At 37.5% G+C, this 15727-nt stretch carries 13 protein-coding genes; all 13 read right to left on the reverse strand.

What is annotated here, in order from left to right; all coding sequences use genetic code 11:
• Positions 1–43: 43 nt before the first annotated feature.
• The 13 genes from HZI73_RS24905 to HZI73_RS24965 all read right to left on the reverse strand — a co-directional run bounded on the left by HZI73_RS24905 (position 44) and on the right by HZI73_RS24965 (position 15707).
• A complete protein-coding gene (locus tag HZI73_RS24905) occupies positions 44–1426 on the reverse strand; it encodes a sulfatase-like hydrolase/transferase (RefSeq protein WP_212696037.1) in 1383 nt (460 codons plus the stop codon).
• Positions 1427–1531: 105 nt separating this feature from the next.
• Entirely contained in the window at positions 1532–2497 is a 966-nt protein-coding gene (locus tag HZI73_RS24910) for a glycoside hydrolase family protein (protein WP_212696038.1), read from the reverse strand.
• 7 nt (positions 2498–2504) lie between these two features.
• The gene (locus tag HZI73_RS24915) at positions 2505–3374 is read right to left on the reverse strand and encodes a carbohydrate ABC transporter permease (RefSeq protein WP_212696039.1); all 870 of its coding nucleotides are present in this window, start codon (positions 3372–3374) and stop codon (positions 2505–2507) included.
• A 39-nt stretch (positions 3375–3413) separates the two neighbouring features.
• A complete protein-coding gene (locus tag HZI73_RS24920) occupies positions 3414–4319 on the reverse strand; it encodes an ABC transporter permease (RefSeq protein WP_212696040.1) in 906 nt (301 codons plus the stop codon).
• A gap of 136 nt (positions 4320–4455) precedes the next feature.
• A complete protein-coding gene (locus HZI73_RS24925; RefSeq protein ID WP_212696041.1) occupies positions 4456–6057 on the reverse strand; it encodes a type 2 periplasmic-binding domain-containing protein in 1602 nt (533 codons plus the stop codon).
• A 145-nt stretch (positions 6058–6202) separates the two neighbouring features.
• Positions 6203–8434: a response regulator transcription factor gene (locus HZI73_RS24930; protein WP_212696042.1), complete on the reverse strand. Its 2232-nt coding sequence runs from the start codon at positions 8432–8434 to the stop codon at positions 6203–6205.
• 679 nt (positions 8435–9113) lie between these two features.
• Entirely contained in the window at positions 9114–9908 is a 795-nt protein-coding gene (locus HZI73_RS24935; protein WP_212696043.1) for an ABC transporter ATP-binding protein, read from the reverse strand.
• Between the two features lies 1 nt (position 9909).
• Complete coding sequence (locus tag HZI73_RS24940) at positions 9910–10809, reverse strand: ABC transporter permease (RefSeq protein ID WP_408648289.1); 900 nt, start codon at positions 10807–10809, stop codon at positions 9910–9912.
• A gap of 51 nt (positions 10810–10860) precedes the next feature.
• On the reverse strand, positions 10861–11823 hold the full coding sequence (locus tag HZI73_RS24945) for an ABC transporter substrate-binding protein (protein WP_212696044.1): 963 nt from the start codon (positions 11821–11823) through the stop codon (positions 10861–10863).
• Positions 11824–12098: 275 nt separating this feature from the next.
• On the reverse strand, positions 12099–12806 hold the full coding sequence (locus tag HZI73_RS24950; protein ID WP_212696045.1) for a DUF5131 family protein: 708 nt from the start codon (positions 12804–12806) through the stop codon (positions 12099–12101).
• Positions 12807–12883: 77 nt separating this feature from the next.
• A complete protein-coding gene (locus HZI73_RS24955) occupies positions 12884–13597 on the reverse strand; it encodes a GntR family transcriptional regulator (RefSeq protein ID WP_212696046.1) in 714 nt (237 codons plus the stop codon).
• Between the two features lie 118 nt (positions 13598–13715).
• Positions 13716–14558, reverse strand: coding sequence for an ABC transporter permease (locus tag HZI73_RS24960; protein WP_212696047.1), 843 nt, complete (start codon positions 14556–14558; stop codon positions 13716–13718).
• Positions 14559–14573: 15 nt separating this feature from the next.
• Positions 14574–15707 carry an extracellular solute-binding protein gene (locus HZI73_RS24965; protein ID WP_212696048.1) on the reverse strand — a complete coding sequence of 378 codons (1134 nt, stop codon included), beginning with the start codon at positions 15705–15707 and terminating at the stop codon, positions 14574–14576.
• Between the last annotated feature and the right edge of the window lie 20 nt (positions 15708–15727).

The raw sequence follows: 15727 nt of genomic DNA on the forward strand, positions 1-15727 counted from the left end.
TGTACATGCCCTCGTAGTCGCTTTAATTATGGTTCTTCGTTGACTATCTGAAGACCTCTGCAACACCACAGAGGATACCCTCTTGATAAGGCAGTATCTGCACTTCACCTTCACCAATCTGTTGCATTTTATCTATCAGCTTCTTCTTCAGCTCTGTCCTAATTGCAGTGTATGACTTGTCATCGATAAGATTTTTCAGCTCATATGGGTCATTCTTTAGATCATATAGATGAGACTCCACATAGTTGTTACTGCACATATCAAGGTTACCATCTGCATCCGGTGAAGCCACTGAATATTTCCATTCTTTGGTTCTGATACAACGTCCTACATGGTTTTCACTAATCTGAGTAAAAATACTGTCAGGCCAGTCTTCTGTATCTCCTTTTAATATAAGGTTCAGGTCATGACCCTCCATACCATCCTGATTAATCCCTGCTGAGCTTAATATGGTCTTTGGTATGTCTATGAGACTTACCAGCTCCTGACACACCTTTCCACCAGTGAATCCTGGGCCATATATAATCATTGGTATCCTAATGCTGGCATCGTGGCATGAACGTTTGTATTCTCTGTTCCGTGTTTTGAAATGAGACCCGTGGTCACTGAAATAGAGAATGATCGTCTCTTCTTCAATCCCTTGTTTCTCTATCTCATCCCTTATACGACCCAAATTGTAATCCAAACTGTTACAGCATCCAAGATAATCTGGATAGTTTTCCCGCCAGTTACCTTCAGTACCAACCAGATCACCAGGTGTTTCAAAATCTTTGAACTTGTCTTTTGAACCGTTTGGACCCTCATAGGTATTCCGGTCATTTTGATGGTGTGGTTCTATATAGGAAACCATCATGAAGAAAGGTTTATTCTTATTTCTGACCCTCAGATATTCTAAAGCAAAATCTGTTGTTCCGTCCGCTCTGTATCCTTTGATTTCTCTTTGGTTCATATCCATATCGAACATATGACCACCATAACCATGAGAAGTGAATTCAAGCACATCTGACGCAACCCAATAATCCTTATAACCGCCTCGGTATTTTTCTGGAATTGGCTTAGTACAATAATTGAACAATTCACCAATATCCTCCCTTGAATTCCCATCTGTAGTTGCTAAATGCCACTTTCCTATATATGCAGTTTCATACCCTGCTTTATTGAATCGCTTGGCAAGCAGATCCTCACGATCTTTTAATGCAATGCCATTCCTGTATGAACCATGTTGTGTTGCGTATTGACCTGTTTGGATACAGGCTCTTGCAGGACCACAAACAGGCTGTGGTGTAAAAGCGTATTCAAAACGTACGCCCTCCATTCCCATCTTGTCCAAATTGGGTGTCACATCAAGCTTTTGCCCATAGAGGCCTACTGTATCCCATCGTTGCTGATCAGAAAAAAATAAAATGATATTCGGTTGTTTACTCATATTTTTTCACCTTTTTTACCTTTATTGTTATGTGATCATTTCGGAAGTACCTATAACTGTATGCCACCTTGCCTCACTAATGCTCTTATATAGATTATTTTTCCTCTATGAAATTTTTAAATGAAGTTCAAATTCACCATTTCGGTCGCAAATCAATTGACCATCTTCCACCTGTAGCCTAGCTACCTGTATGACACATCGATTCTCATCAATAGGTACAATGGTATGGCGATTAAGTTTTTTGGAGTAATCTTTGTATGGTTGTGTAAAATAGAAAATATATGCTTCATCCTTGTGAATCAAGATATCCGGATGGCGTCCAACTGAATTATCCAAATCCCTTGAACTGCTATCATGAAGAATATTTTTCTGTCTTTGGAAGTGCTCAAGATCATCACTCCTGTAGACAGCCAACCCCTGCCGAATGCCTACAGGATCTGTCACCATCCAATAGTATCCTTTAAACGCAAAAACATTGGGACCTTCTGCTTTAACATCGTCTAGCACAACCTTTTCATCTGACCAACTATACAGGTCTGTACTGTCTCTTGAACAAATGATACAGCCTTTGAGAGAGTTTCTGTACCACATGCGGTAACCACCGTCCTTTAGCGGGTGTATACATACATCGATGAGCTGGCTGTTTTCACCGCCGATAAATCCGATATAGTCCCAATCCCATAAATTGGTGCTGACCATATGAACGATACCGCTTCTTTCCGATTCGCCCCACCATGATGGTACGCCCTGAACATAAGTGACATACATATGATAGGTGGCTTTTTTAGCATCATAAATAATTTCGGGAGCCCAATAGGTGTTATGCCCCTTTTCAACGTTCAGGTTTAATGTCCCTCTATAATTCCATATTTCTCCGTCAGTGCTGGATGCAATACCAAGAGCTGACCCATGTGAGGCAGATACACCTGGAACTGCACGTGCTGCTCTTCGCTGCGTATAGACCATCCACCATGATTGTTCCTGAACATTATATATGATTGTTGGATCTGCTGCACCATCCGATAGAGGGTCTCGATATAGTGGTGTTCTCACCATTTTTTTCTCTTTCATTGTTATATTATCCTTTCACTGATCCCAACATAATGCCTTTTGTAAAATACTTCTGTAAAAACGGATACACAATAAGAATCGGCACCGTAGCAATGACAATGGTTGCTGCATTAATGACATCCGCATTGACCGTTTGCATGACTTCCACATTTGCCATATCAGACGCTCCGATGACAATATCCCGTACCAGCAGCGGCAGGATATATTTACTCTTTTCATGTATATATAAAAGTCCGTTCATATAGTTATTCCACAGATTAACAGCTGTCCATATGGCTATTGTTGCAATGACAGGCTTTGATAGTGGCAACACAATCTTAAAATATATCTGTGCATAATTAGCGCCATCAAGAAACGCTGATTCTTCCAGTGAAATAGGTAGATTCTTAAAAAAGCTTCTAATAATGATGATATTATACGGCGCAAAAGTGATAGGTAATATCAAAGCCCATAAGGAGTTGATTAGCCCCACTTGTTTGACGACAACATAGGTAGGAATCATCCCGCCATTGAATATAAACGTAAACAACACAAGAAATGTTATGATTTTTGTACCCTTTATTTCACTTTTTGAGAGCATATAAGCTAAACCACAATTTACGAATAGTGCTATCACTACCCCTACAACTGTAATGAGCAGACTGTTTCTAAATGCCACCCAGATGTAGCGACTTGACATAATAACTTCATAACCTGACAGATCAAAACCTCTTGGAACAAAGAAAAAGCCTCCGCTTTTGGCTTTGAAATTATCACTAATTGACAACATTAATTGATGCCACAGCGGATATACCATAACTAAGCCAATAACCATAAAAAACAAATAATTGACCTTATCAAAAATTTTTATCTTTTTCCTTAATCCTTTTACTTTCATGATACCCATCCTTCCATCACTTTTGCTGTACCCACCGACTTAGAACAAACCTGCATCTTTATCAACCCGCTTAGCCAGAAAATTAGAACTGATAATCAGTGTCAAACCAACAAAAGACTTAAACAGACCAGATGCTGTTGCCAGTGCAAATCTCCCCTGAGACATTGCCGTTCTGAATACATATGTTCCAAGTATGTCTCCTACATCATAGACTGCAGGATTGTACAGCATGAATACCTGGTCAAAACCTGCATCAAGAATGTGACCAATTTTAAGAATCAGAAGAATGACAGCTGTTTTCATGATAGATGGTATCAGAATGTAACGGATCCTCTGAAAACGATTGGCACCGTCAATCATGGCTGCCTCATAGAGATTAGGATCAATACCTGAGATTGCAGCAAGATATACGATAGTACCCCAGCCGGATGTTTTCCATATATCCGACACAACAAGTAGTGGTCTGAACATATTAGAGTTCAGAAATACGGATTCCTTGAGCCCAAAATACCCTACAATACCTGTCTGTGGTGACATCAGTGTAAACAAGATACCTGCAAGTACTGTCCATGCCAAAAAGTGCGGAAGATACAGCACGGTCTGAAATCCTCTCTTCATTTTGTTGCTTTTCATTTCATTGAGCAGTATTGCCAAAATAATTGGTGCTGGAAAACTAAATATCAATTTAGCAAAACTGATAATCAGTGTATTCATCACCACGCCAGAAAATTCATCACCTGCGAACAGTATTCTAAACCATTTAAAGCCTACCCAAGTAACGTCAGGCAGACGCATACCAGCTGTAAAATTGGTGAATGCCAGTGACAACCCTGCCATGGGCAGGTATCTAAACACAATCATAAGAACAATCCCTGGTAACGCCAGCAAGTAGATGGGTCCATATCGCTTAAAATGCTTCTGGGATCCCTTTATGGTTTGAAACATATTAACTACATCCTTTCAATGCTCATTCACGTTCTTCCTCTGTTAAGCTAATGCTAAATGAATGGAATCCCATTCCTGCATAAGTAAAGAGGCTATTTCATTAAAGCCAAATACGTTAATAGCCTCTATTTCTTCATTATTTATTCACAGCTTCGTTGACCTGGTCTGTCAACTCCTGACCGCCTTGCTTGTAGAACTTCTCAACATATGTGTCCCATTCATCAAGCTCCGATGCACCTGTCACAATCTTTGTGAAGTACTCCATCCAAAGCTTGTCATAAAGGTCAGGATAATCTACCATTGCTGGAACTGAGCCATAGAATTCTGAGAGCAACCAGTTATTTGTGTCATTACTGACACCAAAATCTACCTTCCTTTGATCACTGTCAGGGATCCATCTTCTGTCCACAACGTCAATCCAGCGAATTGGATTACTGAATCCCAGTTGATACATGGATTGGTCCATAGGATGTACCGTAAATGTATCAGTCGATGCGTCATAATCATAATACTCACCTTCAAGACCATATTGTGTCAGTCTTAATCCTTTAGGGGAGTCTGTTGACATCAAGTTAAGAATTTCTGCAAATCTCTCAGGATCCTTTTTCTCGAAAGCATGCTTTGATAAAACTCTTGCCTGAGTCTTAACAGGCGCTACAGGGAATCCAAACTTACCTTCCGGTCCTGAAACAGGTTTGATGAATGCACATGTTTTACCTTCCTGACCACTTTCCTCCCATGCTGTTCTGGCATCGTTAGCCCACCAGATTGACTGCTCCCACACACCGAATTTTTCACCGATATACTTGTCTTTTGCCTGTTTTGCTTCGATAACAAATTTGTCGGGGTCAATGATACCTTCACTATACCATTGTCTCAATACAGCAATCGCCTCTTTTGCTTGAGGCATAACCGTTGCGTGTACCAGTTTACCGTCTACTTCCACCCAAGAGTTGATCCCTTTTAGATATAGACCATAAGCTCCAAAAACAGATGAGAACATATTCTTTCTATCACCACCGATACCATAGGTATCATCTGCCCCATTTTTATCTGGATCATTGTAAGTGAACGCATACAAAACATCGTGAAGCTCCTCAAGTGTCGTAGGTTCTTCCATGCCTACATTCTCAAGCCAGTCTTTACGAACAATAACCCCTTCTGTTCCTTCTGCATTGAGTGGACCCGGCAGCGCAGGTCGAATAAATCCATAGTGCTGTCCGTCAATCATAAAATTATCATAGCTGAGTTTGGAGCCAACAGATTCCAGCATTTTTTTATATTCTGGCATCTGATCAACCATTTCGTCTATGGGAACAACCATATCATTTTCAACATACATCCGCAGATCCGACACATCAATATCAAAGAAGTCTGGAATATCCCCACCGGCAATCATTGCATTGAGTTTGGTTTTATAATCCGAATTAGGTGTAATAATGACTTCATAATCCGTATTGGTTATCCCAAGTTCACTTTCCCATGCATCAAAAAGCCATTGTTTTGCGATACCTCCATCTGGTGGATAATCGGCAATCCCCTGTCTTATCATTACCGTATACTTTACATCTTTCATGCCATCTGATTCTTCTGACTTATCTTTCTCGGTACTACTCCCCCCAGTATTGGCTGCATCTTCAGTCTTACATGCGGCCAACAAAGTGACTGTCATTGTAAGAACAAGCACCAAAGCAAAAAGCTTAATTGATAACTGCAAAACCTTCCTCCATTTTCTCATTTGCAAACCTCCGTCTAAGTCATTCAATTTTGTTGCTGCACACTCAACTTATCATAAGCTTATTCACTCTGTATACTGTCTATTTCTGATAAACATAGCCATTTATTGCATGTTTACAGTTTTTTGATAGGTGTCACTTTATTATTTACACGCCTTTATTCTTTATCAAGTTCTTTCTGTACTGGCCTGGTGTACAGTTGTCCATTTTTTTGAAAAATCTTATGAAACTCCGGCTGTCCAGATAGCCCACTTGTTCAGCAATCTCTTTGATGCTGTCATTAGAGCCTGCAAGTAACTCTTTTGCTTTGTTGATTCTTACCATGGTGATATACTGCAGTGGCGTCATATTCATATCACTCTTGAATACCCTACTAAAATAAGAGGTGTTGATGCCTATATAATCCGCTATCTGAGTCAGATCAATGTTTTGCTCATAATTCTTATTGATATATTCAACTGCATTATAAACATAAGCATTATGGTCATTACGAAGCGTACTTTCCATGCACTTTGTGGTCATGGCTACAACAGCATTGGAGATCTTGTCACACTTTTCTGTAAAACCAATCTCATTATCAAAAATGATATCCATGACACTTAAACAGTGTTCTTCCAATAAGTTATTGTTTTCCATAAGCGTCGTGATAATACTGTTGAGCATCATCAATATATAATTTGTCTTCCTTTTTCCAAGGCATATCCTCTGATCCAGATTGAATATTTCTTTAAGAAGGTTCTGAGCACTGAATATATCACCACGTTGGATATTCTGAACCAGATTCGTTTTATAGTATTCAATATAGGTATCATCTTCATCCAGTTCCTTTCTAAGGAATCGGATACTGTCATTCTTGATGTCTGTTCCTGATAACAATCTTCTAATCTGCATAAAAACGCTGTTAAGCTCTCTGACCTCATCCATGGGATATGACACAATGGTCCTGATATAGATATGATTCTGTTCCATTATGACCTTGCCTATCTCCTTGACAATGTTGCTAATCTTCTCTTCTAATTCAATATCGCGAATACCCGATTGCCCATTGATCAGAAAGACAATCTGCTTCATTTCAATGATAACGCCTCCTACCACTTCCAACTGACTAAACAGGTGTTTTTCAATGCTGCTTTTTACAATTACAGCTATCTCTGATGCTTCAATGGGTGCATCACTTGGAATATTCTCTGCAATTCTAAAGTTGATAAGGATATAGTCTTTGCTTTTATCTTCATGGATTACATCAACAGATTTAAGATAATCGGCAATCTTATCTTTATGATTAACACGTCCCCATAATAGCTCCCTAAGCAACTGTTCCTTGACTATATTTCTGTTCTCCACAAGCTTATGTATATAGTCCTTATTCTCGCTTTGGAGCCTTCTGAAAGAAGCTTCTATCTTATCAAAGATACTGCCTTTCAGGGAAAATTCATCATTCACAACAGTTTCTGCCTTATACAACTTTTCACTAATTTTTACAATGGGTTTGACCTGTTGTTTTGCTAGAACATAAGCCATACCGATTGACACCACCATTAGAATCAAGATGATAGAAAGTGCAAAATAGATACTGTTTCTTAAAATACTTTTGAGACTCTCATTGCCATATGTGCGCAGAATTGTTATTTTATACGGTTCAGCCGTCTTATAGGCAATAATATACTGTTTTTCATCACGAATGCCTATCTCTTCGCCTGAAGTCACATAACTCTGGTCTATATCTGCCGTAACCATGGTTTCATTTCCAGCAAATAACACCTGTCCGTTTTCATACAGCAACATCAAGTTCTCACTGTCCTCTGATTCAAGCATCCTATTTGGATCGAACTCAAAAATCACAATGATATCATCATCATAGTTCATCCTCGGCAAAACTGTTGCTAAATAGATCTTGGGCTCTCGGTTATAAAAATGCCACCTATAACCTTTTTCAACAAAATCAACAATAAGTTCCTTCTCCATGACATCATCCAACTGCTCAATTCTGGAATCAGATGTAATCAGCTTCCCAGAATTAGCCACATAGACACCGGCTCTGTCAATGATTTCATTATTCCTTTTGAATAAAATCAGATTATCCATTAACCATGAATAAGAATAAAGAACGTTTTCATAGCTGCTGCTCTCTATTTCCTGTAACTCTTTGGATGCATTAAGCAGCAAAAGGTAACTATTAATCTTGCCTACCGTATCCGAGATTCTCTTTGCATCAGCCTCCACACTTTTCGTATAGATTTCAAGCTGCTCTTCATTAATTGTTGGTATTGTTGAACGGATGTAAATTGTACAAAAAATCACCACAGGAATGATAACTGCAATAAAATAAGACATGAATGTTTTTAGAAAATACTTCAGCAATAAGTCGTTTTTTTTCATAAAATTCCTCACTTAGTACTAGAGCTTTTAATTGACTACTCATCATTTACATCATTTAATCCAGTTAAATGATTAACTTGGCTTTAAAAAATCTCATTTAAGAAGTATACGAACTTTTCCTAAATTATGAGCATTGTCCATATGCTTTAAGATTAATCTTCTACATATACAATATATCAAGAATTTAGAGCTATGTACACTCTCTTTTCATGATAATCATAGCCAATTATTTCAAAATGTCAACTCTTTGCTATGAAGTCAATTTTTAGTACGTTTCATTTATCCACGATTATAATGTAAACACGTTAATTATGCTATCCATAAAACGTTAACGTATTAACTTTGTAATACATATCCTAAAATTTATAGGCTAAAGTCGGGGTTTTTACTGGCTTAAGAGTGGTAAAAAAAGAAAAACCATATATAGTGATAATAAATGACCTTTACGGCTTGTTGCTATCCCTTAGAACAGATAAGAGCAACAAACGTAACGTTCATTTATTATCACTATATATGGTTTACTATATGACCGTTGTCGGTTTTAGACTTTGTCGACAGCCTGAGAATAATGTTGTTACTCTCATAAAATTATTGGATACTTTATAATTCATTTATCCATTAGATAAAAAATGCCCCCAAAATATTCATGTTATATTTTGAGGACATACCTTTCTAGCTATTAACTTAACATCATGCGGTCATTTGCTAATTCTTGACCACTTACTTCTGCAAACTTTTGAAGAAGATCGTCTACGGTTAATTGCATCTTTTCTTCTCCGCTTATATCAAAAATAATTCTTCCTTTATTCATCATAATAAGTCGATTACCATGGGCAATAGCTTGTTTCATATTATGGGTAATCATCAATGTTGTAATCGTGTCCTTCTTTACAATTTTCTCAGTCGTTTCAAGAACTTTTGCCGCTGTTTTCGGATCTAGCGCTGCTGTATGCTCATCCAATAAAAGAAGCTTGGGTTTTTTCAACGATGCCATTAATAACGTTAATGCCTGTCTTTGCCCACCTGATAGCAGACCTACTTTTGAAGTCATACGCTCTTCTAGTCCTAAATCTAGAGATTTAAGAAGTTCCTTATATTTGGCTTTCTCTTTCGTTGTTATACCTGATCGAAGCCCCCTAAATTTACCTCTACGATTTGCAAGGGCTAAGTTCTCATCAATCTCCATGCCGGCAGCAGTCCCCATCATTGGATCTTGAAAAACACGTCCAAGGTACTTGGCTCTTTTATGTTCCTGCATCATGGTAATATCTACATTATCAATGAGAATCTTACCTGAATCAATGGGCCACACACCTGCTAAGGCATTGAGAAGCGTTGATTTACCTGCGCCGTTGCCACCGATGACCGTGACAAAATCGCCTTCATTTAATGTAATGGAGACACCATCAAGAGCTCTTTTCTCATTAATAGTCCCTGGATTAAATGTTTTAAATATATCCTGAACAACTAACATATCATTTAACCCCTTTCAATTTCTTAAGCATCGGACTATAAATCATTCTCTTTTTCCAATGAGGTACGGCCAAGAACACAGCTACAACCACAGCCGTTAACAATTTCAAGTAGTTTGTATTAATCCCTAATTGAATAACAAACTGTAACACAATGTAGTAAATAATACCTCCTGCTACGACAGACACTAGCCGTAGAGCAAAATTATGGAATATCCTGCCTAGTACGACTTCGCCTATAATAACAGCTGCAAGACCAATAACAATGGCTCCACGTCCCATATTAACATCTGCAAATCCTTGGTATTGGGCTAACAAAGCACTGGAGAAAGCAACCAATCCATTGGATAACATTAATCCCAACACAATGGTAAGATTCGTATTAATGCCCTGAGCACGACTCATATTTTGATTATTTCCTGTTGCTCTCATGGAGCTGCCAATCTCCGTTCCAAAGAACCAGTATAAGATTGCAATGATAATAATACTACAAAGAACCAAACGATAAATTGTGTTCTCAAAAAATGCAACGTTACGTATTTTTAACAAGGATACCAACAAATCATAATTCAGCCCACTAATACCTTGATTGGCTTTTCCCATAATAGCAAGGTTAACTGAATACAACCCTAATTGTGTTAATATACCTGATAAAATCGCTGGAATCCCCATAAATGTATGTAATATACCCGTTACCATCCCCGCTATCATACCAACTCCAGTGGCTACCAACATACTCATGAAAATGCTGTGGCCACCTATCATCATCATGATAAAAACGGCTCCTCCAGTACACATGGTGCCATCTACAGTCAGATCGGCAACATCGAGCACTTTATAAGTAATAAATACACCAATGGCCATGATTCCCCATATCAGACCTAGAGCAATTGCTCCAGGCATTGCATTCATTAACGACACAAAAATATCCACAATAACAACCTCCGATGTATTTTACTGTTCAAGTGCTTCATAGCCTTCTGGAATTGTAAGGCCTAGTTCTTTACATATTGCAGCATTATATAATTTTGTAATTTTTGGTGAGTATTTTATTTCCATTTTAGAAATATCTGCATCATTAGCCAGTATCTCATAAGCCATTAGACCTGTTTCGTAACCAATGTCATAATAACTAATGGATAAAGTCGCAACACCGCATCCAGCACAAATTCCAGCTTCACCTGCAATAATCGGAACCCCTGCAGGACGACAAATATTATCAATAATACTTGCGTTGCTTGCCGCAGTGTTATCTGTTGGTATGTAGATAACATCCGATTCTTCTGCAGCTTTTGTTGCCACAGCAGCAACGTCATTGGAATCCACAAATGTATATTCCTTAACAGTACGTCCAAGTGATTCCAATTCCTCTTTTACCATTTTCACTTGAAAAGCAGAGTTGGCTTCTGCTGAGCAATATAGAATACCAATATTCTCGGCTTTTGGGAACCACTTCATGATCATGATTGCCTGCTCATCTAAAGGCGCAAGATCTGAGGTTCCAGATATATTTCTTCCTGTTAGTCCATCCTTCATCTCCATTTCTAATGCTGTACCATAGTCCGTAATGGATGTTCCGAGAATGGGAATATCTAACGTACCTGATGCTGCGGCTTGTAAAGCCGGTGTTGCATTGGCCATAATAAGATCAACATTATTGGATACAAAAGAGTTCACAATTGTGGAACATGTGGCACTATCTCCTTGTCCGTTTTGTATGTCAAATTCAACCTGCTCACCTAATTTTTCTGTTAAGGCAGCTTGAAAACCTTCTGTTGCTGCATCAAGAGCATCATGTTGCACAAGTTGAACAACGCCAATTTTGTATACCGAATCAGACTTCTCCCCACATGCAACCAAAGAAATCATCATCATGATAGTCATGATTAATGCACTTACTTTTTTAATACCTTTCATTTCTAATCCTCCTATGTACTCGTCCTTTAATTGATATATAAGTAATTAAACATTATAGCCTATAAGCTTTATTCTGTCAACGTATAAAAGCATTGATACATAACAGTGTTAAAGCACTGACAACCTATTCAACAACCTATTTATCATGCCCCTATTAATGAAGAAAGAGAGCGAAATAAATTTATTTCACTCTCTTACATGCATAGACACTATTTCATTTAACGTATGATATCCATCATTTCACATTTCTCTCCATGGCAATTTTTAAGAAATGACTAGGTATTTATATTGGCTTTTCTTGCTTGACTACACAAATCTTTAACAGCTAACTTATATCTTTTCCCATCTTTAATAAAATGCGAACCACACTGCCTAAATTCGAAATGTACATTTTTTCGGATACACTGTTCTCTAATATCAAGCACCCAATCATAGTCAAGGGGTCGTGCATGTCTATCGGACTCACCACCTACTACAACTAATTCCACATTGCTCAGATACTTTTCTACATCTACTCTTTCAATTAAAGGTTGGCAAATAATATTTTTATGTTTAATGGGCAAAGTAGAGAACAGGGATAGTCGATCATCTGCCCTATCTTGATTTTCGATTGTACAACCTACGGTCACATTCTCATATCCATGTTCCCAATCCTCTGGCATACATGCCATAAACCGTTCAATTCTTTTGGTTAAAAAAGTAAAGTGTAAATCAGAACGCTCTTTTATGATTTTCCAACATTCTGGACGCCAAGGATCAGCCTCTTCAATGAGAAAGTCCGTGGAAAAACATAGAAACACCGTCTGCCCGGATTTCATTTTATATTCTCCTGATTTATTTTTTACAATTGGCATATTAAATTTGCTTGACCGTTTAATCCGGTTGGTATCTACATTTCTTTTACGATCGCCTTTGTGAATATAACAGTATTTACAACCTTCACTATATTTATGGCAACCTCGCCACGGATTCCACATCGCCATGTCTACACCTCTTTGTTCTATTCTCTTATCTGGTTTACTATATTTTTAAAGTCTTAACCGTCTATAATGCCCTTTTTTTATATCCTACGACGTATTTGAAACTTAAAGATATCATTCCGAAGATAATCGTAGGAATATAGAACAGGTATGTTATTCTGATCATAATGTAATTGTTTTAATAAGATAACGCTCTCTTTTCCACTTGAAATAAGTTTTTTTGCATTTGAATCACCAGGAGCAGAAGCGCAGAATTCGGAATCTGCACATAAGATATTTATATTACAGTGAAACATTAGAAATCGAAAGAGAGAACCCGAAAACTGATTATCTTCAAATGCTTTGCCTACAAGATGATAGGGCATATAATTCATGGAATAGACAACCGGTTCATGGTTAACTATACGATATCTTTCTAATTTAACCACTGTAGAATGAGGTGCTATTTGTAACTGTTTGGCTATGGATTCTTTACAGCTAACAAAATCTAAAGCTTCCTGTTTTTCATGCTCTTTAAAACCAGCATGTCGTATCATGGCCCCAATGCTCTCTAGTTTTTGCACATCACTTTCAATAACAGGTAATGGATTCACCACAAAAGTGCCTACGCCATGCTTTACAAAAAGCTTACCTTCTGCTTCCAAATGCTTTACTGCTACTCTATATGTTACACGGCTAACACCAAATAACTTAGCCATATCATTTTCAGGAGGAAGTTTTTCATTAAGTTTAAATGTCTCATTCTCAATAAGACGTTTTAGTTCTAAAATAATGCCATCTGTTCCTTTTCTCATTATATAACCTCATTCATCTTTTTTTAGCCTTACTATCATTATAAGTATAAGTAATCAATAAAGCAAATCTTCATACCACATCCTATGATGAAGATTTGCTTACTTATACTATGACGTGTTATACATCTTTTTTTAAGCTTACTTTCATGTAATAGATACTCACAACACTGGATAATACAAAGAGTATGGTGGATATGGTAGCCGCCATATAATTATTATAGTAGACTGAGAACTCATTAAATAATTCGACACCAAGCATTTTAACTTTGTTCTCACCCATTAAAAATGGGGTGGTAAATCCACCGATGTTTCCAATAAAACAGAACGTAATGACCAACAATAACGTACCTGAAATACTTGGTAAAATAATATCTTTTAGAACTTTAAGTCGACTAGCACCAACATCTCTTGCACTTTCTATTAATGAATCGTTCAACCCTTGTAAAGCAGCACCAATAAGTAGTGTTGAAAAGGGCACATTAAACCATAAATTCATCATAATAATGCCTGTAGATGTATGTAAGATATCCGGTCTAAATGCAAACCCAAAAAGGCTGTTTGAAAGTCGTGTTAGGGCTCCCATGTTTTTGATGATTGTCATAAAAGCATATACAGCTACAATACCTGGAATAAACTTAGGTACGGGTAGAATAGCGGCAATTATAGAGGAAATTTTACTCTTGTCAAATCGCAAATAAAGAGCTAACAATAAACTGATCATCACATTTAAAATCACGGTTATCAGTACAATTCGTACTGTATAGAAAACACTTGATAGATATGATTTTGTACTGAAGAAAACATGGTAATTAGAAAAATCCATTTGCTGTGTACTCTGATTAGTAAAACTTAATAAAGTAGATTCTATAACTGGAAATACAATAAATAGGACAACCATGATACACGAGGGCAGTACAAAAATAATACCTTTAAGATGTCCTATATTTCTTTTTTTTAGCATATTATTTGCTCCTAATTACTCTATGGTTGCTATTTTTTCGTGCCACTGCTTTTTGAGTTCTGTGCTTAGTTCACCGATTGAATAGGTTCTGTACTTGGATACCTCTAACCCTGCTAACTTATCAACGACATCTTTGTTCAGTAAATCTGTATCAATAACAGGAATAGCATACATGTTGGAAACAAATACTTCTTGTCCATCTGGTGATGATAAGAAATTAAGTACTTTTGCAGCAGCTTTAACGTGTTGACTTTTTGAAGGAATAACCACATTGGCAAGTCCACCTGTAAATGATGGTTCTAACTGTGTCATCATAATACTCTCTGGAACCAATCCGTTAGCTTTTTGTTCCATTAACATGTCATTCCACATGGGGGTCATATCAATTTCACCACTTATAAGCAGGTCCAGTGCACCTTGGTTTTTGAATGGGTAGTGAATGCTACCTGCTGTTTTATACATGTATGGGTGAAGCTCTTTTAATATATCAAAACCTGTATTCCATTGGTCTTGCCACTTGGTATCATCTGAATGAATGGCTTCTTCAGGAAGCTTATTATAGATGGTTGTAACTAAAAATGAATCCCCTGAACCACCAGAGCCTGGCTCACAATAGGCAAATCTTTGAGGGTGTGACTTAATATAACTGTACATGTCTTCAACTGTTTTAGGCACTTCTTTTACTGCATCTGCATTATAAGCAAGAACAACTGTGCTACCTCTGTAAGCCATAGCCTTGTGTGCATTAACCGCTGGGAATGCGACCACATTCTTTAAATTTGGAACCAATTTTTCATCAATTGTCACTAAGGCATCTTCACCGGCTTCTTTCACAATTTTAATAAGGTCTCCATCTGAAATATCCATAATATCAATATCAACATTTTTTTCACCAGCTTTTTCAGCTGCAAGAAGTCGATCGACACCACTTTGTCCACCCGTTCCTGATGCAACATAGACAATATTAATGTCTACAGAATCGTCTTGTGCTTCAAATGCCTCTTTAAACTTCTCCCAGTTAGCCCTTACATTATCAGAGCCACCGATATACACATTAACTTTACTTTTATTACTTGTTTGTTCCGTTCCACATCCTACTACAGAAATCATTAACAGTAACATTAGCATTAAACTTGTAATTTTTTTCATGATTGATCTCCTTTTCTTAA

It is taken from the genome of Vallitalea pronyensis, assembly GCF_018141445.1.
Taxonomy (GTDB): Bacteria; Bacillota; Clostridia; order Lachnospirales; family Vallitaleaceae; genus Vallitalea; species Vallitalea pronyensis.